Below are 22,766 nucleotides of genomic sequence, written 5' to 3'. Positions count from 1 at the left end.
AGAAATAACGATTACCCTTTTTTATGTTTTCGGCATGCCCGCGCCGACTCTTTAGTAATACGCTTTAATTTCTGCCGCGAAAAAAGCCACTTTGCAGCGGCTTTCACACTTTTGATCTGTTTTTATCCGTTAGCCAGACTGGAGAATTCCGGCAGTGGCTTAACTGAGGTCAACATTACGGGTGCCAAACCAGCAGGTGAGCAGAAAACCGCCGGTCCATGCGACGATCAGCCCGGCCAGGTAAACTGCCATCCCGGCGAAGATGCCCTGGCTGGAGGTCATCAGTGGCAGAGTGACCAGCCCGGACGGCCCGAATACCGTGTTCATCCCCACTGGCAAACCCAGCCACGCGACCAATCCAATAAAAAAGCCGCCCAGTGCTCCGCCGCCACAGGCGGTGATAAAGGGCTTGAGGCGGGGCAGCGTGACACCATAGATCAGCGGCTCGCCCACCCCAAGCAGGCCGGGGACAATTGCACCTTTGATCTGCGCCCGCAGCAGCGCGCCTTTTTCTGCTTTGCACCAGAGTGCCAGTGATGCGCCGACCTGGCCTGCGCCCGCCATTGCCAGAATCGGAAACAGCGAGTTAAATCCCTGGGTTTCCATCAGCGCAAAATAGACAGGAATAAAGCCCTGATGAATACCGAACATCACCGCAATCAGGAACAGTCCAGCCAGCAGCGCGCAGCCAAAGGGATTGCTATTGAGGTGGATAAACAGCCACGACATTCCCTTAAACAGTTCGCCGCCCAGCGGCATAATCAGCAGATAGGTGATGGCGCCCGTGATCACCAGCGTAAACAGCGAGGTGAGGATCATATCCAGGTTGTCAGGAATGATTTTGCGCAGCTGTTTCTCTATCCACGCCCCGATAATCGCCGCCATCAGCACACCGATAATGTTGCCGCGCGGATCGATCGTCAGACCAAAGAAGCTCTCCATACCGCTGTAGTAGCCGGTGGTGGCCGTGGGCACATAGCCGAGCACAAACAGCGAGGCGATGATGGCGCCGTTTACGCCGCTGCCGCCAAAGGCTTTCTGTGCGTTATAGCCGATCAGAATACTGAGAAAGGTGAACAGCCCTTTGCCGAACACCTTCATGTACGCCACGGTGTGCAGCAGCCAGGGCGCGTGATCGCCGGGCGCATTAAGATGGAGACTCTGTTCAATCAGCGTGGCAAATCCCAGCAGCAGTCCCGCGCCGATAAAGCCTGGGATTAGCGGCGTGAAGATAGTGGCGAAGCGCGACAGGAACTGATGCACCCCACTGGTCTGTTTCGCCTTTAGCTGCTGCTTCTGCTGCGCTGCCAGCTGGCTAAGCGCCGCCGTTTCGCCCTGCGAAGCCATTGCAGTATCACCCTGCGACAGCAGGCTTTGCATTCCCTCGGCGGCGGTTTGCGCTTTTCCTGGCCCCACGACAATCTGTAACTGCGCATCGCTGTCGATGACCCCCAGCACGCCCGGCAGGCTTTTTAACCTGGAAAGATCAGCCTGTTCTGGCTGATTCAGCGTCAGGCGGAGCCGTGTCATGCAGTGACCGCAGGCCGCGATATTCTGCGCACCACCGACCGCCTGCAGGATGTCGCGTAACAGTGCCTCGGTGATTTTCGCCATCAGCGTGCCCCCGCTGCCTGTAGCGCCTGACGGATAAAGCCCTGATGCTGACCGAGCAGCGCTTTGGCCTCATCGGCGTCCAGGTCAGCCAGTACCATCAGGATGGCGGTTTTGCAGTGTCCGCCACAGCCGGTCAGCGCCGCACGAGCAGTCGCGTCATCACAATCCGTAGCCTGCATGACGATGTTGACCTGGCGCTGCACCAGTTTCTGGTTAGTGGCTTCCACATCGACCATCAGGTTGCCATAGACTTTTCCGCTGCGGATCATTGATCCGGTGGTGAGCATGTTGAGCACCAGTTTCTGCGCCGTGCCCGCTTTCATGCGGGAGGAGCCGGTGACCACTTCCGGACCGACCACGGGTGTGAGCGCAATGGCGGCAACCTGTGACATCGCGCTGCCCGGATTACAGCTAAGCGACACAGTGGTCGCGCCCAGTTCATTCGCGTAAGCCAGCGCACCCAGCACATAAGGTGTGCGACCACTGGCGGCGATACCGACCAGCACGTCATGGCGGCTAAAATGGATGTCTTTCAAATCCTGCGCGCCCTGTTCCCGGTTATCTTCGGCGTTTTCAACCGCCTGTAGTATTGCGGTGTGGCCGCCGGCAATCAGGCCAATCACCTGCTCACGCGGCGTGCCAAAGGTAGGCGGGCATTCGCTGGCATCCAGGATGCCCAGCCGCCCGGAGGTGCCCGCACCGCAATAGATCAGTCGTCCACCTGCACGAAACGCGGCACAGATGGCGTCAACGGCGGTGGCGATTTGCGGCACGATGGCCTCAACCGCCAGCGCCACCTTTTTATCTTCGTCATTAATGACGCGCAGCATCGCTTCGGTGGAGAGTTCATCAATGTTCTGGCTGGCCGGGTTACGGCCTTCGGTGAGCATCTGGCTGAGGTCGAGTTTCATGGCGGGCTCCGCTAAGGAATAAATTATTCAATTTACTCACTATCATAACGAATGATTAATTCATTGAGTGAGATCTTTTTTCAATGGTTGTGGGGTGAATCATGTTGCGGGGGATTGGGCTGGTTAGCGTTGAGCTTAAGCAGGGTGCCTGGCATTCGGGGCTTAATGGCTTTGTGATCAGAGCCAGTCAGAAAAGGTTCACCTGATCGTAAAGACGCATTCGTCATCCATGACGCTCGGCCCACGCCATCCCTGGCGGTGGGACGCTTTACTCTTCAGGTGAACCTTTTCTTCCCTTAGGCTGTTTTATTGCTGTTTGTAAAGGGCTTGAGCTTGCCGATAAGATTTAAAAATCCGTGCTGTATCGCAAATAAATCCTTCGATACGATCTTTTGATTTTCTTAAAATACAGCGCATAGCTGGCATAAAGGCGGATACAAAGGGGGAGCGGAGTAAAGCGTCCGCCGCATGGATGCGGCGGCCGAGGCCCCAGGGATGGGTTTACGCCGACTTTACGTAGCCACCCTTTGTGTCCGACTGAAAGGCACAATGCGGTTTAAAAGCACGTTGATTTAATCAATATAAAGTTGTGACGTTCTGCAGTCATATAAGGCTGCCAGCTTCTCAAGCGTTTGTTTTTGAGGTTTCTTTCTCGACTCTAACTTCGAAACGCCAGCCTGCGTGATGCCTAATTTGTTCGCGACCTCTTCCTGCGACATTTGCCGATGTAAACGCCAGGCAACATGCAAAGGAACAGATTGCCTCCGGCTGATTTTCATTACGTCATGGGGAATCGTTTCGTCATCATCCGGTCCCGCTTTATAGGTGAGAGGCTCAAATACGTCGTCTAAGTGACGCCCGGCCATGAGCCGGTTAAACAACTCAATGGGGATGACGGCACCCGTGCGGTTCCCGCGCTCGTCTGTCAGAAACTGTATCGCATTCATGGTTAATCACTCCTTACTGCCGCAACAGTCCAGACCTGATCATCTGCTGGCGCGACTTAGCTATGTTCTTATCTGCTCTTAACTCAGTGGTGACGCAGGCTAACCCCAACCGCTTGCTAACGCTTTTTATACGTGGTCGATGTTCTTCTTACGACTTCTAGAATAGCGATAACCACTGGCTGACCTTTCTCTATCTTCCACAGCACGCGGTAGTGACCCACCACCAACTTCATTCGCTTCTCTTTATCATCCGTCAGCTTTTCGACCTTCAGATGGGGAATATCAGGCCACTTAGCCAGCGCCTCTACAGCATCTTCGATGGCGTTACCTTCTTTCTGAGGTAGCCCATATAGCTGTTTCAATGCCCTTTTCGTCCAGTTAATTTCTGGCATCCGTCAACACTCCTTGTTGTCAAAGCACGCTTTCAATCCACCTTTAAAAATAACCAAATTCAGTCATAAAAGCAACGAAAAAGCTATCAAAAGCGTTATTTAGTTATATTTATATAACTAATTTTTTGAATGCTCATCCTGCTAAGAACGATGACAAAGCCACACAAACAAAAAGGGCCCAACTTTCGTTGAGCCCCTCTTTACGTTAACGCTGTTCTCAGCTTGCGGTCTGTGTACGCAACTGCAGCTCATACTCTTTTGCCTGTTCAGCGTCGAACTGGTTTTCCCAGCGGGCAATCACCAGCACCGCCAGCGCGTTACCGACCACGTTCAGCGCAGTACGCGCCATATCCATGATGCGGTCAACACCGGCGATAAACGCCAGACCTTCAAGAGGAATACCAACGCTGCCCAGCGTGGCCAGCAGCACCACGAACGACACGCCTGGCACACCCGCGATCCCTTTCGAGGTCACCATCAGCGTCAGGACCAGCACAATCTCATCGGTCAGCGACAGGTCAATGCCGTACAGCTGGGCAATAAAGATCGCCGCGATACTCTGATACAGCGTCGAACCATCTAGATTGAACGAATAACCGGTCGGCACCACGAAGCTGGTTATCGCTTTTGGTGCGCCGTAGGCTTCCATCTTCTCCATGATGCGTGGCAACACGGTTTCTGAGCTGGAGGTAGAGTAAGAGAGAATCAGCTCATCCTTCAGGATACGCATCAGCGTAGTAATCCGCAGCTTACAGAAGCGCGCGACTCCGCCCAGCACCACAAAAGCGAAGAACAGAATTGCCGCGTAAACCAGCAGCACCAGCTTAGCCAGCGGCCACAGCGAGGCAAATCCGAAGTTAGCGATGGTCACCGCAATCAGCGCAAACACACCGACCGGCGCATAACGCATGATCATGTGCGTCACTTTAAACATCGTTTCAGAAATGCCACGGAACAGGTTTACCAGCGGATCGCGCTGTTCCGACGGCAGTGACGACAGACCTAAGCCAAACAGCACCGAGAAAAAGATAATCGGCAGCATGTCGCCCTTCGCCATGGAAGCGAAGATATTCTGCGGGATCAGCGACAGAATGGTGGTGACCAGGCTGTGCGGACCGCCCTGTACCTCTGCCGTTGTCGCTTCATATTTAGAGATGTCCACCGTTGCCAGCGTTGACATATCAATGCCGGTGCCGGGTTGAAATACGTTGGCCAGCGTAATACCGACCACAATGGCAAGGGTGGTGATCACTTCAAAGTAGAGAATCGTTTTGACGCCGATGCGTCCCAGCTTTTTTGCATCACCCACGCCAGCGATGCCGACAACCAGGGATGAAATCACAATCGGTACCACAATCATCTTGATAAGATGAATAAAGATATCGCCTGCAGGACTGAGAATGTTAGCGACTAACCATTCACGATTGTCTGGCTGATTATGCAATACAGCACCCACAACGATGCCAAGCACCAGGGCTGTCAGAATCTGCCAGGCCAGGCTGATTTTAAAACCTTTCATAACGCGTAATTTCCTCAGTCAAAACCCGTTTCTCTCTACTGCGAAGGTGCAGAAGACAATACACACAGGGAGTGAGCAAAAAGCCCGGTAAATTAGAGGGTGTTTAGAAACAGCGCCTCGTATGAAAATCTGATGATTCCCATACCCATTTTCAGACGCGGTCTGAGTTGATACCTGCAGAACAGGGGCGAGATAAGTACCATTTTCACTGTGGTAAATGCAACCCCTGGCAGATCCGATTAAAAGTTAGCCACCTAAGCAGCATAAAGTGCTGCCGGAAGTAAAAATACCTAACCTGCTGTTATGAAAAGTAATACTTAGATGAATTTACGCATAGCTATTCACTACTGGTTAAAAAGGCTGCCGGCGCGTTTGCTTGCTTTTTATCCAGCCCATTCCCTTTTCATACCCCTTCTTAATTCCCCATCGCCGTCAGAGCGTTAAACGAAAGTAGCAATCCGGCTTCACGTTTTGCGGCGGAAGCACTATCACGTGATCTGTGGCGCAAAAAAGAAACAAAGACTCAGGGCAGGCTTTAATTAACCATTGATTGACATATCATTAACATCTTCAAGGAGATCCGCCATGAGCCAAAATCACATTCATCCTGTTCCAGAGAATATTGCAGCAAACACCCTGATTACAGCAGAGCAGTATCAGGCGATGTATCAGCAATCTGTCGACGATCCAGACAGCTTCTGGGGCGAACAGGGCAAAATCCTTGACTGGATTAAGCCTTACAGCAAAGTGAAAAACTGCTCGTTTGCGCCAGGTAACATTAACATTCGCTGGTACGAAGATGGCACGCTCAACCTGGCGGCAAACTGCCTTGACCGTCATCTCGCCACGCGCGGCGATCACCCGGCGATTATCTGGGAAGGCGACGACGCCAGCGAAAGCAAAACCCTGACCTTCCGCCAGCTGCATGCTGAAGTCTGTCGCTTCGCCAACGTGCTGGAGCTGCTGGACGTGAAAAAAGGCGACGTGGTGGCGATCTATATGCCGATGGTGCCGGAAGCCGCGGTGGCAATGCTGGCCTGTGCGCGTATTGGTGCCGTCCACTCGGTGATTTTTGGCGGCTTCTCACCGGAAGCGGTTGCTGGCCGTATCGTCGATTCCAGCGCTTCGCTGGTGATTACGGCCGATGAAGGGATCCGCGCCGGTCGCAGCATTCCGCTGAAGAAAAATGTCGATGATGCGTTAAAAAATCCCAACGTCACCAGCGTGAAAAACGTGGTGGTGTTCCAGCGCACCGGTAAAGATGTGGGCTGGGTTGAAGGCCGCGATCAGTGGTGGCATGACCTGATGCTCAACGCCAGCACCAACCATTCTGCAGCCGAAGTCGGCGCGGAAGATCCATTGTTTATCCTTTATACGTCGGGTTCAACCGGTAAACCTAAAGGTGTGCTGCATACCACTGGCGGGTATCTGGTCTATGCCGCCACCACCTTTAAGTTCGTCTTTGATTATCATCAGGATGATATCTACTGGTGCACCGCCGATGTCGGCTGGGTAACCGGTCACAGCTATCTGGTGTATGGTCCGCTGGCCTGTGGTGCCACCACCCTGATGTTTGAAGGGGTGCCGAACTGGCCAACACCGAGCCGTATGGCGGAAGTGGTTGATAAACATAAAGTCACCCTGCTTTACACCGCGCCGACCGCCATCCGTGCGCTGATGGCGGAAGGGGACAAAGCGATTGCCGGCACCGACCGCAGCAGCCTGCGCATTATGGGTTCGGTCGGCGAGCCGATTAACCCGGAAGCCTGGGAGTGGTACTACAAGAAAATTGGTAACAGCCGCTGTCCGATTGTGGATACCTGGTGGCAGACCGAAACCGGCGGCTTCATGATCACGCCGCTGCCGGGTGCGACCGAACTGAAAGCCGGTTCCGCCACCCGACCGTTCTTTGGCGTGCAACCGGCGCTGGTGGACAACGAAGGTCAGCCACAGGAAGGTGCCTGTGAAGGCAATCTGGTGATCACCGAGTCGTGGCCGGGACAGGCACGTACCCTCTTTGGCGATCACGACCGTTTTGAGCAGACTTACTTCTCTACCTTTAAAAATGTTTACTTCAGTGGAGACGGTGCCCGTCGCGATGAAGATGGCTACTACTGGATCACGGGACGCGTTGATGACGTGCTCAACGTCTCCGGTCACCGCCTGGGAACCGCTGAGATTGAATCGGCGCTGGTGTCGCACCCTAAAATTGCCGAAGCGGCCGTGGTGGGGATACCTCACAGCATCAAAGGCCAGGCGATTTATGCCTATATCACGCTGAATCACGGCGAAGAGCCGTCGCCAGAGCTGTACACCGAAGTGCGCCAGTGGGTCCGCAAAGAGATCGGCCCCATTGCCACGCCTGATGTGCTGCACTGGACAGACTCACTGCCGAAAACCCGCTCCGGCAAAATCATGCGCCGTATTCTGCGCAAAATTGCCACCGGTGATACCAGCAACCTGGGTGATACCTCTACCCTCGCCGATCCTGGCGTAGTTGAAAAACTGCTTGAGGAGAAACAGTCGATCAAAATGCCTTAAGCGCACGCTGTCCGGCGGGAAGATCGCTTCCCGCCACCCCCGCCCTACGCAGTCTGTTCCGGTAGTCACAAATATTATAACCAGCTGAATCCACGCCCTGTCGTGAGGTTCTTGCCTGCAAGCCCTCTGGAGAAAATGTGATGAATGACGCCCTTTCGAATCAGGATGCAATCAATCAGCAGATTGAACGTAATCCGCTTTTTCATGAGTTAGTCCATAAGCGCCAGACGTTCGCGACGCTGCTGTCGCTGATTATGCTGGTGCTCTATGTCGGTTTTATCCTGCTGATTGCGTTTGCGCCCGGCTGGCTCGGTACGCCGCTGCATGCCGGAACCAATGTAACGCGCGGCATCCCGATTGGCGTCGGGCTGATTGTGATGTCATTTGTGCTGACCGGTGTCTATGTCTGGCGCGCCAACGGGGAATTTGACCGTTTAACCAAAGCGATCCTCCGCGAGGTGAAATCATGACCCGTCTCACCTTATGGCTACTGGCCCTGATGTTGCCGTTTTCAGCGCTGGCCGCCGATGCGATTACCGGTGCGGTGCAGCGCCAGGCGACCAACTATCAGGCGATTATCATGTTTACGATTTTCGTCGGCGCCACGCTGGGGATTACTTACTGGGCGTCAAAGCGCACCCGTTCGCGCAACGACTACTACACTGCGGGCGGCAATATCACCGGCTTTCAGAATGGCCTGGCGATGGCGGGTGACTTCATGTCAGCAGCCTCGTTCCTGGGCATTTCGGCGCTGGTTTACACCTCTGGCTATGACGGACTGATCTACTCGCTCGGCTTCCTGGTCGGCTGGCCGATGATTCTGTTTTTAATTGCCGAGCGCCTGCGCAACCTGGGTCGTTATACCTTTGCTGACGTCGCCTCCTATCGTCTGAAGCAGATGCCGATTCGCACCCTGTCAGCCTGCGGTTCGCTGGTGGTGGTGGCGCTCTACCTGATCGCGCAGATGGTGGGTGCCGGTAAGCTTATCCAGCTGCTGTTTGGCCTGAACTATCATGTGGCGGTGGTGCTGGTGGGCATTCTGATGGTGATGTACGTGCTGTTTGGCGGCATGCTGGCAACCACCTGGGTGCAGATCATCAAGGCGGTCCTGCTGCTGTTTGGTGCCTCTTTTATGGCCATCATGGTAATGAAAGCGGCCAATTTCAGCTTTAATACGCTGTTCACCGAAGCGATGGCAGTCCATCCAAAAGGCATCGCGATTATGCAGCCTGGCGGACTGGTGAAAGATCCTATCTCGGCGCTGTCGCTGGGGCTGGGTCTGATGTTTGGTACAGCCGGATTACCGCACATTCTGATGCGCTTCTTCACCGTCGCGGATGCCAAAGAGGCCCGTAAAAGTGTCTTCTGGGCCACCGGCTTTATGGGTTACTTCTACTTCCTCACCTTTATTATCGGCTTCGGTGCCATCCTGCTGGTGGGCGCTAATCCGGCCTTTAAAGATGCCAGCGGCGCCTTGATTGGTGGGACCAATATGGCGGCGGTGCATCTGGCTAACGCCGTGGGCGGCAGCACCTTCCTGGGCTTTATCTCAGCGGTTGCCTTTGCCACCATTCTGGCCGTGGTCGCGGGCCTGACCCTGGCGGGTGCGTCGGCGGTTTCTCACGACCTCTATGCCAGCGTGTACCGCAAAGGTCAGGCGAGCGAGAAAGATGAGCTGCGGGTTTCTAAAATCACCGTGCTGGCGCTGGGCGTGGTCGCTATTGCGCTGGGTATTCTGTTTGAGAAGCAGAACATCGCCTTTATGGTCGGGCTGGCCTTCTCAATTGCGGCCAGCTGTAACTTCCCGATCATTCTGCTGTCGATGTACTGGTCAAAACTCACCACGCGCGGCGCGATGGTGGGCGGCTGGCTGGGTCTGCTGACTGCCGTCATTCTGATGATCCTTGGCCCAACCGTGTGGGTGCAGGTGCTGGGAAATGCGACACCGATTTTCCCGTATGAATATCCGGCGCTGTTCTCCATGGTAGTGGCATTTGTGGGCATCTGGCTCTTCTCTGTCACCGACCATTCGCAGCAGGGCGCAGAGGAACGTTCGCGCTTCCGCGCACAGTTTATTCGCTCGCAGACGGGCACCGGCATTGAACAGGGTAAGGCGCACTGATCGCCGTTTAACATTGATAACGAGCAGCCAATAAAAAAGGGCGACTACAGAAGTAGTCGCCCTTCTCTTTCACGCAACAGAATCAGAAGCGCAGAGATGCACCCACGTACGGGCCATCGACCAGCACGTTATCTTTGCGTCCATCTTTGTTGTTCAGTTCGATGTACTGATAACCCACACGCAGGTTAAGCAGTGAAACCGGCGTGAAGCTCAGGCCGCCAGCGGCTTCCTGATAGCTGTCGAGGTGATCGGTGAACGACTCTGGCGCGTAATAATACTCACCATACAGGCCCCACATGCTGTTGAAGCTGTAGTGTGCTGCACCACCCAGCGCCACCGCAAATCCATCTTTTCCATCTTCAGGATGGGTGAAAATCGCTTTTGCGGTCGGCGCCAGACGCAGCGGCCCGAAATCAACGTTGTAACCCAGACCGGCACCGTAGGTGCTGCCGTCATGGTCGCTACGCAGCCAGTTACCTTTCAGAAACAGACCGGGTGTTGTGGTGCCCAGACCCAAGTTCAGGTTGGTGTTGTGTTCGCTGACATCAACACTGCCTTCAATTGCCTGAGCGGCGCCGCTCAGTAAAACCAGCCCAAGGGCGCTCCCGGTAACAAGTTGCTTAAACATGATTCCACTCCGTGAAGGACAATTAATTCGGCCGCAAGGTTAACAGCCTGAAACGGAGAGACAACAAAATCCGGGAAACTTTACGTAAAAATACGTGTCGCGTTCAGAATTACCGCTGCCTCTGCGCTACGCAGTGTAGACTATATTGTCCACATCAGGTGTCCAATCAGCGGAGCCAGCACCACGGTCACTACGCCCGAGAGCATCATAACCAGGCTGGCGACCACGCCCTCCTGCTGCCCAAGCTGATAAGCACGCGCCGTTCCGGCACCGTGCGACGCAGCCCCAAACCCGGCCCCTTTCGCCACACCCTGCTTGATTGCGAGGCGCAGAAACAGCACGTCACCTACCGCCATGCCAAACACGCCAGTGATGACCACAAACAGCGCAACCAGATCGGGCTGACCGCCAATTGGTCCGGCTGCGGCCAGCGCAAACGGGGTAGTAATGGAGCGCACCGCCAGACTGCGCTGGATTGACTCTGGCAGCGTCAACAGCCGCGCCAGCCAGACCGAGCTGCAGACAGCGACTACCGTGGCGGTCAATACGCCCGCGCTCAGGGATAGCCAGTGCCGCTTAATAATCTCCACGTTCTCATAGACTGGCACTGCAAACGCCAGCGTAGCGGGTCCCAGCAACCAGAGCAGCCAGTGGTTTTCAGCAATGTAATCCTGCCAGCTGATGTGCGTCAGCAGCAGCAGTCCGACCAGCACCAGCGGCGTCATGACCAGTGGCATTAACAGCAGTGTCCGCCAGCGGCTATAAAGCCGTTTATTCAGCGCATACACCAGCAGCGTAACCGCGACACACAAGAGACTGATGATAAAATCACGCATCTGGATTCTGCTTACGCGCGGCGCGCGCGACTTCATACTGATAAAGCCGGTCCACGACCCAGGCGGTCGACGCCAGCACCAGCGTCGTACTGACACCAATCACCACACAGATGCGCCAGCCATCCACACGCAGCAGCGCGCCATAGTTCACGACCGCCACTACCGCCGGAATAAAAAACAGCAACATTTCGGCCAGCAGCCAGCGTGACCCGGCTTTTACCCAGTTCAGCGGCACAATCCGCGTTACGATCAACGCCAGCAGCACCAGCATCCCGACGATATTGGCAGGCAGTGGCAGGTGCAGCCAGCTCACCAGCTGTTGACTGGCGACAAACAGGCCAATATATAACCCTACCTGCAGTGGCAGGCTAAGCCATTGCACTGCGCGGTTGCTGAGTGGAGTGAGTGCTAACGCCATCGCCTGTCTCCCCGATTAAATTGATGTCGCCAGTATAAAACGCCAACAGAGTGTGAAAAAAATGAATTAAAATTATCGTAATCATGCCTGAAAGGAATAGTTATGGACGTGCGCGCCCTGCGTTACTTTACTGAAGTGGTTCGCCAGCAGAGTTTTACCCGCGCGGCACAAAAGCTGTTTGTGACGCAGCCAACCATCAGCAAAATGCTGCGCCAGCTGGAGGAGGAGCTGGGCTGTACGCTGATCCTGCGCGATGGCCGTCGTCTTCATCTTACCGACAGCGGTCAGGCGGTCTATCAGCGTGGCCTGGCGATCCTGCAGGAGTTTCATCAGCTGGAAGCGGAGATTGGTGACATCAACCAGCTTAAAACCGGCGAGCTGCGACTCGGCATTCCGCCGATGGTCGGTATGCAGATAGCCGGATCGATTTCCGCCTTTCGCCGCCGCTATCCCGGCGTTCAGCTGAAAATCTCTGAGTTCGGCGGTCTGACCGTTCAGCAGGCGGTGCTGGCGGGCAGTCTGGATATCGCCCTGACCGCACTGCCGGTCGACGCTGAGCTGCCGCTGAACACCCTGCCCCTGATGCATCATCCGCTTTGCGTGCTGCTGCCGCGTCGCCCGGAGTGGCTCAGCCGCCAGCAGATTGGACTGGCAGAACTGGCCGCGCATCCGCTGCTGATTTTCAATGAGGAGTTTTCGCTGAATCGTCAGCTAATGCAGGCGTTTCAGCGGCTTAACCTGACGCCCACGGTGGCAGTGCGGAGCGGTCAGTGGGATTTTCTGGCGGCGATGGTGCAGGCGGAAATGGGGCTGGCGATTCTGCCAGAGCCTATCTGTCAGCGGCTGGATAAGCAGTCGCTCTTGTGGCTGCCGCTGGAATCGGAACTGAAGTGGAGTCTGGGTTTAATCTGGCGGGAAGGGAGTTATCTGTCGCGCAGTGCGCAGGCGTGGATCAACTGTTGCCGGGAGCACTGGCCGGATGAGCCGCCGCGCCTGTCGGTGTGAAAGGCTGGCACGCCCGCATGAATGCGCAGGCGTGCCGGTCAGACTTACTCTTCTTTTTCGATCAGCAACGCTTCCAGTAGGTCCAAATCGTGCAGTAACGTCTGCATCGTCTCATTGGAAATTTGCTGGGTCGCGCGCAGATGATAGAGCTCCGCGCGCTCGGCACGCAATCCGGTCAGACGGAAGCGACGCTCAAGGTTCTCAGCATACAGCGCGTGTTCGAGGTCATTCTTTCCTTCGGCACGACGACGCAGGTTGCCAATCACTCGCAGACTCACCTCTTTGAGCAGTTCCGGATCGATGTTCTCTTCCGATCCGTTATCCAGTCGCTCTTCCATCTTGTGAAGGCTTTCAATCGCGGCGCCTGCCATTACCGCACGGGCATTCTGCAGCTCACGGCGGTGCGCACCTTTATCAATGGTATCCACGCCACGCAGGAGAATCGGCAGCAGCACTACGCCCACCAGCAATGAGAACAGAATCACACCGGTGGCGATAAACACCAGCTCATAACGCGCCGGGAAAGGCTCGCCATTGGTCAGGAACAGCGGAATCGACAGCACACCGGCCAGCGTAATGGCACCGCGCACTCCAGCAAAAGAGGCGATCAACAGCTCACGTAGCGAGTAGTTAGAGAACTCCATCGGCTTCTTCTTCAGCAGCCGTTTGCTGAAACGCTGCATAATCCACAGCCAGCCAAAACGCACGATCATCAGCGCGGCGTAGACCAGCCCGATATCGGCAAACAGCATCCAGAGTTCGACGTTCGGATCGGCCTGTGCCTGGTCGATTGAGGTCTGCAGAATATCCGGCAGCTGCAGGCCCAGCATCAGGAAGACCATGCCGTTGAACACGAACTCCAGCATCTGCCAGACGCTGTTTGCACGAAGACGCATCGCCAGCGGGGCCTGACGAATAATACCGGAACGGGTGATGGTCATACCGGCCGCCACCGCCGCCAGGATGCCTGAAACACCCAGATGTTCAGCAATCAGATAAGAGGCGAAAGGCAATAGCAGCAGCAGTACGGTCTGAGTGGCCGGATCGTCACCGCTCCAGCGGCTGAGCAGGCGCAACGACTTACCGTAGAGCCAGCAGATTGCCACACCCGCGACCAGGCCACCCACGGCGACCTTCAGAAACTCAATGCTGGCACCGCCCCAGGTAAACACCATCGTGCCCATGGCAACGGCCACGGCAAATTTCAGTGAAACCAGACCCGATGCATCATTCATCAGGGCTTCACCCTGCACAATCGACATAATCTTTTTGGGAATGCGGCCTTCACCCACAATGCCGGAAAGCGCCACGGCATCGGTAGGCGACAACACGGCCGCCAGCGCCAGCGCCGGAATCAACGGGATACCCGGCACCAGCCAGTAGATCAGATAGCCAATGCCGAACACCGTAATCAGCACCAGCGCCAGCGCTAAGCCAATTATCTCGCGGCCATGATGCAGGAACTCACTGATGGGCGTCTTCCAGCCATCCGCAAACAGCAACGGCGGAATGAACAGCACCAGAAACAGCTCTGGATCAAAGTCGACATGCAGACCAAACGTTGGCCAGGCCAGCATCGCACCCACGGCGATCTGAACGAGTGGCAAGGGGATCTGAAAAGGGAGAATACGAGCCGCGACGCCAGAGAGCGACACGACCAGCGTCATGATGAGAATTGTAAAAAAGATTTCCATGCTTTCCTTAGGCGTCGTTTCTTTCAATCATTGGTTAAGCATTAAAGTGTAAAACAAACTGCGGTGAAGGGTGTCAGCTACGCGTGCGCCGGGCGGGAAAAAAGTGACAAATACCGGGCGCACAAGCGCACGCCCGGTTGTGCCGTCAGATAGCCCAGCCACCGGCGTAAAATGCCACCAGCGCGACAGCAATAATGACCGTACCGACGTTGAGCTTACGCCATTCACCGGCAAAGAGGCGGCCCACCACCAGGCTGGCAAAACCGATCATGATGCCGGTTACGATGTTGCAGGTGAGCACAATGATCACGGCCGTTAGCAGGCCCGACATCGCATCGACAAAATCATTGAAGTCGACTTTTGCCACGTTGCTGAGCATCAGCAGCCCTACATACATTAAGGCGGGTGCGGTCGCGTAAGCCGGCACCAGATAAGCCAGCGGTGACATAAACAGAATAGCGAGAAACAGCAGGCCAACCACAATCGCAGTGAGACCCGTTTTGCCGCCTGCTGCGGTGCCTGCCGCCGATTCGATATAGACCGCAGCCGGTGATGCGCCCACCAGTCCCGCGAACAGGCTGCTGACAGAATCACTGGTCAGCGCACGGCCGCCATTAATAATCTGGCCCTGTTTATCCAGCAGATTGGCCTGACCCGCGACCGCGCGAATCGTGCCGGTAGCGTCAAAGACCGCGGTCATCACGAGTGCCAGCACGCTGGGCAACACCACCGGCTGCAACGCGCCCATAATGTCCAGGCTAAACAGCAGCGACTGCCCGCTGGCATCACGCAGGCTTGGCAGTGCAAACAGTCCCTGCCACTTCACCGCTGGGTCAAAGATCAGGCCCAGCAGTGAAATAGCGATAATCGTCAGCAGAATGCCGCCGGGCACCCGCCGCTTCTCCAGTCCAATGATCGCGGCCAGTCCCAGCAGCGTCATCATCACCGGGAAACTGGTGAAGTGGCCCAGTGCCACCGGCAGGCCCGGTGCCGGATTTTTTACGACCAGCCCGACGCCGTCAGCCGCAATCAGCAGCAGAAAAAGGCCAATCCCGACGCCGGTTCCGTGCGCTACACCCATTGGCAGATTACGCAGGATCCAGGCGCGGATGCCGGTCACCGAGATCAGGGTAAACAGCAGGCCCATCAGAAACACTGCACCCAGCGCCACCGGCACGCTGATGTGCTGACCCAGCACCAGGCTGAAAGCGGTAAAGGCGGTTAAAGAGATCGCACAGCCAATCGCCATCGGCAGATTGGCCCATAGCCCCATAAGGAGGGAGCCAAAGCTGGCGACCAGGCAGGTGGCGACAAACACGGCGGAGGGGGAGAAACCGGCTTTGCCCAGCATTCCCGGCACCACGATGACGGAGTAGACCATCGCCAGGAAGGTGGTGAGTCCGGCCAGAATTTCCTGCCGCACGCTGCTGCCGCGCGCCGAGATCGAGAACCAGGCGTCCAGTTTTCCACTGGCCGGGCGTGATTCAGTTGACATAGTTGAGCCTCAAATTTCTTGTTGTGTGGATCGCTCTGCGACCATCGCTGTCCCTGGAATAAGCGGGTAGACGGCGTCACTGCCCGGTTTAACCTGGCAGGCAAACGTTTACCTTGCCGCAGATAGTTAGCCGCTAAAATCGGCCAGATAAAAAGGCAGAGGATTATCGGGCGTTTAGCGGCACATTTTCAACAGCAACAGGGAGATTCATCAGCATAAAAATCAGAGGTAAAGAGGGGAGAGGCGTCCGGTACAAGCCGTGATCACTTGCTGACATCCTGAAGTTAAAGCGATTTTCCGAAGAAAAAGCGCACCGGCGCAGGCATGAGGAGACCCAACGCGCCGGTGGAAAAGAGGACTAACCTGGCAGTGAAAGCTCGCCGCCCTGATCAATCGCACGTTGCCAGGCAGCACGCTGCTGCACGACCTGAAGCCATTTCTGCGTGGCAGGCATCTGATCGAGTCCGGCACGTTGCGCCAGCGCCAGCAGCGGAAAGCTCATCTGGATATCCGCAATCGAGAAACGCTGGCCGGCAAACCAGGGGTGAGTAGCCAGATGCTGTTCGATCATCTGCATGTGCGGCTTCAGCTGTTTATCCAGGAAAGCTTTCTGCACGCCTTTGCCGAATGCTGCCCCAACCGGACGCAGCAGCCAGGGCACCGGTGCTTTGCCCATCTGACCAAAGATTAGCTTCATGACCAGCAGTGGCATCAGCGAGCCTTCGGCATAATGCAGCCAGTAGCGGCACTGTAGCCGTGATTCCTCATCACTGACTTTCAGCCGGAATGCGTGGTCATGTTTCTCTTCAAGATATTCGAGAATGGCACCGGATTCTGCCACCACCCGATTGCCATCGGTAATGACGGGCGATTTCCCCAGCGGATGCACTTTTCTTAACGCCTCCGGAGCCAGCATGGTCGGTTCGCGTTGATAGCGTTTAATCTGGTACGGCACTTCAAGCTCTTCCAGCAGCCACAGCACCCGATGTGAGCGCGATTTCTCGAGATGGTGAACGGTGATCATCATGATTCCCTGTGTTTTGACCTTCACCAAGTATAGACGTCACTCTGTATCGGTATGTTTATCATCCTGTTCCGGGTCGAGTAGCACGGCACCTGAGCCCTGCTGACCCAGCCGATCGCCGGGGTTGCGCAGCGGGCAGTCGCGCATCGACAGGCAGCCGCAGCCGATACAGCCATCGAGGTCATTGCGCAGGCGGGTCAGGGTTTCAATACGCTTATCCAGCTCTTCGCGCCAGTGCTGCGTCAGGGCATCCCACTCTGGTGTGGACATACGCTTGTTTGCGGGAATATGGTCCAGACTGTCACTCACGGTCGCCAGCGGAATACCGATGCGCTGCGCAATCTTGATAATCGCGACACGTCGCAGCACGTCACGGCTGTATCGCCGCTGATTGCCGCTATTTCGCGTGCTGGAGATCAATCCTTTTGTCTCATAGAAGTGCAGCGCCGAGACCGCCACACCGCTACGGCGCGCCACTTCACCCGGTGTTAAAACCGGTTTTGGATAGTTGCGTTCTTTTTTCATCAGGCTCTTTACCTCAAGTTAACTTGAGGAATTATACTTGCTCTCCATCGAAACCCCTAAACTCCCATTAGCGTTTATTAAACACCAGAAGGATGAGGCCATGATGCAAGAAGAGATCATTCATTCCCTGACGCACTGGATTGACCAGAACCTGGATAAGAGCTTGTCGATTGATGAAGTTGCGGCCAAATCGGGCTATTCGAAATGGCATCTGCAGCGTATGTTCCGTTCCGTAACGAAACAAACGCTGGGTGGCTATATTCGTGAGCGCCGCCTGACGCTGGCAGCTGAAGCTTTGTCACAGACACAGCGACCGGTGTTTGATATTGCGATGCAGTATGGCTATGACTCGCAGCAGACCTTTTCCCGCGTGTTTCGTCGTCAGTTTGCACAGACGCCAACCGCTTATCGGCACACCATGCGTCGTCAGGCGATTCAGCGCCCTCGCCTGCCAGGTTTTGGCTATAACGATCCAATCAATAGCTTTACCCAGCGCACCACCGGCGAGTGTTGCCCGGTTCGCTGATTTTCCGTTGCGCCCGCTCCGGGCGCATCTGACTGATTTCCCCGCCGTTCTTCTTCTGCTGCCGACCCTTCCTTCGTGTCACTGCCACACCCGTGTAAATTTTGTTCAAAATTTAAAATCGGGTGATATAATGTGACCCAAGTCACACTTTGAACCTGGTTTGACGGCGTATAAGTCTCCCCTGACACACTTTTTCGCCGCCGGTGATGTCTGCAGATTGTCAGGATTACCTGTTGATATTGAGGTCCGGCCAATGGCTACGTTAACCACCAGTTTTCTTGTTATGCGTTGGGAATTGCTGAGCGCAGTCATGATGTTTTTTGCCAGCACCCTGAAAACTAAACTTCGTCAGGATAGCCGTCACGTGATGGCATTTATGTGTGGCGGGATTGGTTTAGGCATGACCTGCTGGTTTGTCACCGGTCTGATGGGCATTACCCTGAGTATGGATAACGTGCATAACTTCGTGGAAATCTCAAAGCATGCCTTTATTGAAGCAATGAGCCAGGCGCCTGCTGACTGGCCGATGCCCTGATTGATTGCCTGAATTTTGCGCATAAAAAACCCCGCTAAGCGGGGTTTTTTATATTGCTGTGTGTGCTTAAATTTTCTTCAACATGGCAGGAATATTAACATCCTGCACGGTAGCGCCCGGGCTCTGCGTTCCGCGGCGGTCCTGAATCCACATATCTCCCATCATCTGATTTAAACCACGATCTAAGCCGGTGACCAGTCCTGCACCTGGGGTGAAGGTCAGTTCGCCAAAGTAGATCCGTTCGTCATGGATATACCAGTCCACACGTACGTAGTCGAAATCACTGGCCAGTTTTTTACTCAGTTCGAGCGCATGTTCCAGTGACGGCATAATCGGTGACACATCCAGACCGGTATCGCGAATTTTGTGATAGGCCTCGTTGAGGTTGTTCACGTAGAAATTCATCGACAGCAGCGGCTGACAGCGGTTGTAGATCACCTGCAGCACATATTCGAACTTGCCATCCCGCTTGTTGAACATATGGAACTTGTAATCAATCGGCGCGCTCTTGCCATCACCAATGTACTTCTCAACCAGGATACGTGGCTTGATGTAGCGATAGTGAATCTCACGCGCTTCGTTGGCAAAGTCAGTCTTCAGCCAGCGATAGCAGTCATGAATGATCTGCTGCTTGCGCAGGGCATCCGGCTCTTCCAGCAAAATCTCAACCATGTTGGAGGCGTGGTTCGGCTTGATCACCGTCCCCTTCCAGCAGGGTAAGCTGTTCAGCGTTGTCGGGTCAGTGGTTTCGTGTACCAACGGAATCAGGTATTCATTACCGATTTTTTCAGCAATGAATTCGCGCACCGAGTACTTATCTGACAGACGACCGTAATTCTGGTAATCGCCGAAGATAAACTTACGGTACAGCACCTTCTCATTGAACACTTTTGGCTGACGCAGATTGGGCAGCTTTCTGAACTTGTGGAAGTAGTAAATGCGGTCCTGATAAGCCCAGGGCATCTTCTTAATAAAGTACTGCACACTTCTTCTGAGTTCTTCTTTCAACTTGAGCATATCTGACCTCATTTGTATGTTTTGTAGTTGAGTGAGGAAACCTGAATCTTTTGAATGACGCCGTTTTTAAAGAAGTAATTCATTACGGTCAGGGACAAAAGTTCTGAAAGGAAAACGCTCCACGCGGCCCCCATGATGCCGTGACCCTGGATCAACCACCAGGAGAGCGGCAGACTGATGACCATCAGGCAGATGATTTTCCTCAGTAAGTAGTTAAATCCTCCCTCTTTGACCATGTAGCGATACGCTACGGTCCCCATTGCCGAAAAGCTGGTCGCTATCGACAGCAACGTAATGAGACTTCCTGACTGTGTGTATGCCGGTCCGTACAACGCAATGATGATCCGCTCGCCGTACAGCGAAATAACAAGCAGCATCAACAATGAAACACCCATAACGTAACCATTGAGCCGCGCAGCCAGCTTAATGGCGACCTCACCGCGCTCCCTGAAGATCTCAGTGAAGCAGGAGGTGATGAGCGCTACCGGGATAAAAATCCAGGAAGCGGAAATGGTATTCGCCGCCGCAAACAGACCCAGATCGCGGGCGGGAGCCGTGCCTGCCAGAAACATCTGTGCGGCTTTGACCTGCACCGAAATAAAGATGCTGGAGATGGCCAGCGGCAGTCCGGCATACATCAGATAGCGCAGATAAGCGGTACGCTTCTCGCGGGGCGGCATCTGATCCTGATGGTCCTGATAAAAGTTGCGACGCTTGATCAGGTAAGGCACCAGCGTGACGGCGACAATCGACAGCGTCAGCCAGAGTGGATTGAGACGCAGCCAGGCGACGATAAAGCTGATGCTGAAACTCAGCAGCATGCCCACGGCGTTAGCAATGGTGTTAAGACGCGAAGCAAGACGCGCGTTGTTATAAACGCTGAAGGTGTCCTGGGTGACAAAAACGGAGGCAACAAATGAGGCCAGTGCAAACGCCAGGAAATTTTCCTGCATGTTGTACCAGACCCAGATTAAGACTGGCACCGAAGTGACCAGCAATAACACCATTCGCAGCGTACGGGCAATGGTCATCAGGCGCAGGCCTTTTGACGCATTTTTGCTGACGCGCTTAAACAGAATGGTTTCGGTGCCAAAAATCGCAACGGTTTGCACCATCGCAAATAGTGAGGTTGAAAACGCCATCTGACCAAACACCGTTGGGCCAAAAGACTTCGCCACGTAAGACGTCACAAAAATGACGCCAAAAACGGAGATGATCTTCTCAGACATCATCCAGGCGGCATTAGACATTACGCTCAATTTCATCGACTCTTCCTTAGTATTACTCAACTACAACCGCTTCGGTACAACATCCCTGTAACGAATTAATAAGCGCTCAGTGGGCCTGGCGAAAATGTAAGACTTCAGACCAAACTGGTCCGAAAATTGAGATGCAAGTCATAATCCGGAGAGTGAATTCAGGATAATTCTTATTATAAATGGTGCGAATCACTTCAAATGGAAACGATTTCAGGCTGAAAATAAAACAACCCTAAAGCGCCTGACCGCCATATTAATCACATCGCTCAGGCTAAATATCCCGCATACGTTGTATTTATTTCGTATTTTGGATGCGATGAATTTATAACAAAAATGCCCCTCCAGGAAGGTACGCCCCCCCGATAAGAATAAAATAAGATTTATCCCATGATGATATTTCTTCTAAATATCTTAATTTAGGCTTCGCAATTCAATTCGCGCACTTTAATACTGCCTTAATAAAACCTTACAGTGCCAGAAATTATTAAAGTCATTCTCATCCATTAATCGATAAGAAAGGTAAGAGCATTTATGAGAAAGTCACGATACAGCGAAGATCAAATCACAAATGCCATTAAAGCTTCTGAATCGGGCGTGAAAGTCAGAGAGATCTGTGAAGAGTTAGGTATCTCTGAAGCCACGTTCTATAGCTGGAAAAAGAAGTTTTCTGGGTTGTCTTCGGAAGAAGGCAGAAAAATCAAGGAGCTGGAAGAAAAACTGCAAAACATCACGCGTGAGTTGCAGACGCTCAACTCCGATAAAGAGATGCTGCAGAGCGTTCTGAAGCACTTCTTTACGACAAATGAAAAACGTCAGGCTGTGGATTTCCTGCAGGCCACCTTCGACATCGGTACACGCCGTAGCTGCAGACTATTAGATATCAGTCGCAGTGTGTACCATTATCCGTCAGGCACGGAGAACCGCTAAACCCAATGCTACCGCGCTTTTTAGACTTAACGCTGAGATTTGTTCTTACCAGAAGAGATGAAGATCATTTAACAGGACAATTGCGGCACCCTTTTCCGCTCCATTTATAACTAATGAATGGCTTCACGGCTAAGCTTCTTTTTTTGCGGTAAAATTGATTCACAACAGCAAAAGTCTCGCATTCTACGCCTATTCTTCCCTTCCCAATCTCGTTGACACGGGATTGGGCCCTCTATTTCTTACGTAAGCCCAGCTAATCGTCGGAACTAATTCTGCTTAATACTATTAAGCTGCTTTAAACATCGTGCGAAAAACAGCCGTCGCCGTTTTAAGTTAACGGTGGCCCTGACTCAAATTCTGCGGCTGCGCTTTAATTTCCGATGATGGGTTTATTGCATAAACTTTCTCCAGGATTAATCCGGGATAAATAGTTTATTGCTCCTTATCACTAACGTTACGCGCTTCTCTTTTCACTCTCATCATTGCGCATCATTGATGCCAGAGATTAATCTTTAATTAATAACGCAACGGCGGAATTCTCTTACTCATTTATCACTGAGTGAAGTTAATGGTGGTTTTTCGCCTCTCGTTCTCAGTGCCACCATGCAATAAAAAGCCGTGAGAGAAAGCATAACGTCCATAATGCTGCGCTATTTTTCCTGATTAATGACCGATATCTGAGCAATAAAACACGGTCAGACCCGAAAAGGCGTGTTCTCCGCAGACCGTAAGTACCGTTTTTTCACTTAAAAATGGGGGATGAGAGAGACAATTGCGGGAGACGGTACTATCACCTGGTGGAATGAAATCGATTTCGCGGCATAAATCTGT

At 53.9% G+C, this 22,766-nt stretch carries 21 protein-coding genes; 7 read left to right on the top strand and 14 right to left on the bottom strand.

Going from position 1 to position 22,766, the window contains the following annotated elements:
• Positions 1-159: 159 nt before the first annotated feature.
• From murP to gltP, 5 genes are all read right to left on the bottom strand, one after another.
• Positions 160-1,614 carry a PTS N-acetylmuramic acid transporter subunit IIBC gene (gene murP / locus AC6I77_RS01490; RefSeq protein WP_003855709.1) on the bottom strand — a complete coding sequence of 485 codons (1,455 nt, stop codon included), beginning with the start codon at positions 1,612-1,614 and terminating at the stop codon, positions 160-162.
• Complete coding sequence (gene murQ, locus AC6I77_RS01485) at positions 1,614-2,525, bottom strand: N-acetylmuramic acid 6-phosphate etherase (RefSeq protein ID WP_003855710.1); 912 nt, start codon at positions 2,523-2,525, stop codon at positions 1,614-1,616. The genes murP and murQ overlap by 1 nt, the downstream gene beginning before the upstream one ends.
• 572 nt (positions 2,526-3,097) lie before the next feature.
• Positions 3,098-3,472, bottom strand: coding sequence for a helix-turn-helix domain-containing protein (locus tag AC6I77_RS01480; protein WP_003855711.1), 375 nt, complete (start codon positions 3,470-3,472; stop codon positions 3,098-3,100).
• A gap of 116 nt (positions 3,473-3,588) precedes the next feature.
• Positions 3,589-3,864, bottom strand: coding sequence for a type II toxin-antitoxin system RelE family toxin (locus AC6I77_RS01475; RefSeq protein ID WP_497816685.1), 276 nt, complete (start codon positions 3,862-3,864; stop codon positions 3,589-3,591).
• A gap of 217 nt (positions 3,865-4,081) precedes the next feature.
• Entirely contained in the window at positions 4,082-5,383 is a 1,302-nt protein-coding gene (gltP, locus tag AC6I77_RS01470; RefSeq protein ID WP_039660663.1) for a glutamate/aspartate:proton symporter GltP, read from the bottom strand.
• A gap of 585 nt (positions 5,384-5,968) precedes the next feature.
• Between gltP and acs the strand changes: the two genes are divergently transcribed.
• The 3 genes from acs to AC6I77_RS01455 all read left to right on the top strand — a co-directional run bounded on the left by acs (position 5,969) and on the right by AC6I77_RS01455 (position 10,046).
• Complete coding sequence (acs, locus tag AC6I77_RS01465; protein WP_008926618.1) at positions 5,969-7,924, top strand: acetate--CoA ligase; 1,956 nt, start codon at positions 5,969-5,971, stop codon at positions 7,922-7,924.
• A 140-nt stretch (positions 7,925-8,064) separates the two neighbouring features.
• Positions 8,065-8,394 carry a DUF485 domain-containing protein gene (locus tag AC6I77_RS01460; protein ID WP_078804884.1) on the top strand — a complete coding sequence of 110 codons (330 nt, stop codon included), beginning with the start codon at positions 8,065-8,067 and terminating at the stop codon, positions 8,392-8,394.
• Positions 8,391-10,046, top strand: a complete 1,656-nt coding sequence (locus tag AC6I77_RS01455; RefSeq protein WP_003855716.1) for a cation acetate symporter — start codon at positions 8,391-8,393, stop codon at positions 10,044-10,046. The genes AC6I77_RS01460 and AC6I77_RS01455 overlap by 4 nt, the downstream gene beginning before the upstream one ends.
• An 82-nt stretch (positions 10,047-10,128) precedes the next feature.
• On the opposite strand, the gene AC6I77_RS01450 is transcribed toward AC6I77_RS01455, so the two are convergent.
• The 3 genes from AC6I77_RS01450 to AC6I77_RS01440 form a co-directional block, all read right to left on the bottom strand.
• Positions 10,129-10,674: a YfaZ family outer membrane protein gene (locus tag AC6I77_RS01450; RefSeq protein ID WP_003855717.1), complete on the bottom strand. Its 546-nt coding sequence runs from the start codon at positions 10,672-10,674 to the stop codon at positions 10,129-10,131.
• Positions 10,675-10,814: 140 nt separating this feature from the next.
• Positions 10,815-11,510, bottom strand: a complete 696-nt coding sequence (locus AC6I77_RS01445; RefSeq protein ID WP_039660666.1) for an LrgB family protein — start codon at positions 11,508-11,510, stop codon at positions 10,815-10,817.
• Positions 11,503-11,928 (bottom strand): CidA/LrgA family protein, encoded by a 426-nt coding sequence (locus AC6I77_RS01440; RefSeq protein ID WP_033763398.1) that lies wholly within the window; start codon positions 11,926-11,928, stop codon positions 11,503-11,505. The genes AC6I77_RS01445 and AC6I77_RS01440 overlap by 8 nt, the downstream gene beginning before the upstream one ends.
• 102 nt (positions 11,929-12,030) lie before the next feature.
• Here AC6I77_RS01440 and AC6I77_RS01435 point away from each other — a divergent pair, with 102 nt between their 5' ends.
• The gene (locus AC6I77_RS01435; protein WP_008926616.1) at positions 12,031-12,933 is read left to right on the top strand and encodes a LysR family transcriptional regulator; all 903 of its coding nucleotides are present in this window, start codon (positions 12,031-12,033) and stop codon (positions 12,931-12,933) included.
• A 44-nt stretch (positions 12,934-12,977) separates the two neighbouring features.
• Here AC6I77_RS01435 and AC6I77_RS01430 read toward each other — a convergent pair whose 3' ends face one another.
• The 4 genes from AC6I77_RS01430 to soxR all read right to left on the bottom strand — a co-directional run bounded on the left by AC6I77_RS01430 (position 12,978) and on the right by soxR (position 17,671).
• Entirely contained in the window at positions 12,978-14,627 is a 1,650-nt protein-coding gene (locus AC6I77_RS01430; protein ID WP_003855721.1) for a Na+/H+ antiporter, read from the bottom strand.
• A 145-nt stretch (positions 14,628-14,772) separates the two neighbouring features.
• The gene (locus AC6I77_RS01425; RefSeq protein WP_003855722.1) at positions 14,773-16,122 is read right to left on the bottom strand and encodes an NCS2 family permease; all 1,350 of its coding nucleotides are present in this window, start codon (positions 16,120-16,122) and stop codon (positions 14,773-14,775) included.
• A gap of 358 nt (positions 16,123-16,480) precedes the next feature.
• The gene (locus AC6I77_RS01420; protein WP_003855723.1) at positions 16,481-17,146 is read right to left on the bottom strand and encodes a glutathione S-transferase family protein; all 666 of its coding nucleotides are present in this window, start codon (positions 17,144-17,146) and stop codon (positions 16,481-16,483) included.
• 39 nt (positions 17,147-17,185) lie between these two features.
• Positions 17,186-17,671 (bottom strand): redox-sensitive transcriptional activator SoxR, encoded by a 486-nt coding sequence (gene soxR, locus AC6I77_RS01415; RefSeq protein WP_003855725.1) that lies wholly within the window; start codon positions 17,669-17,671, stop codon positions 17,186-17,188.
• Positions 17,672-17,771: 100 nt separating this feature from the next.
• On the opposite strand from soxR, the gene soxS reads away from it, so the two are divergent.
• Positions 17,772-18,197, top strand: a complete 426-nt coding sequence (gene soxS, locus AC6I77_RS01410; protein WP_003855727.1) for a superoxide response transcriptional regulator SoxS — start codon at positions 17,772-17,774, stop codon at positions 18,195-18,197.
• A 253-nt stretch (positions 18,198-18,450) separates the two neighbouring features.
• Complete coding sequence (locus tag AC6I77_RS01405) at positions 18,451-18,732, top strand: YjcB family protein (protein WP_008926612.1); 282 nt, start codon at positions 18,451-18,453, stop codon at positions 18,730-18,732.
• A gap of 66 nt (positions 18,733-18,798) precedes the next feature.
• On the opposite strand, the gene AC6I77_RS01400 is transcribed toward AC6I77_RS01405, so the two are convergent.
• Positions 18,799-19,749, bottom strand: coding sequence for an ATP-grasp fold amidoligase family protein (locus AC6I77_RS01400; protein ID WP_008926611.1), 951 nt, complete (start codon positions 19,747-19,749; stop codon positions 18,799-18,801).
• Positions 19,750-19,757: 8 nt separating this feature from the next.
• Complete coding sequence (locus AC6I77_RS01395; RefSeq protein ID WP_003855732.1) at positions 19,758-21,014, bottom strand: oligosaccharide flippase family protein; 1,257 nt, start codon at positions 21,012-21,014, stop codon at positions 19,758-19,760.
• 525 nt (positions 21,015-21,539) lie between these two features.
• Between AC6I77_RS01395 and AC6I77_RS01390 the strand changes: the two genes are divergently transcribed.
• Positions 21,540-21,935, top strand: a complete 396-nt coding sequence (locus AC6I77_RS01390) for a transposase (RefSeq protein ID WP_003855733.1) — start codon at positions 21,540-21,542, stop codon at positions 21,933-21,935.
• Positions 21,936-22,766 lie beyond the last annotated feature (831 nt).

The sequence above is a fragment of the Pantoea sp. X-Soil-ISGK-259 genome, assembly GCF_059730705.1.
Note: the sequence above shows the minus strand (reverse complement) of the source record. Positions and strands in the feature narration are given on the sequence as shown.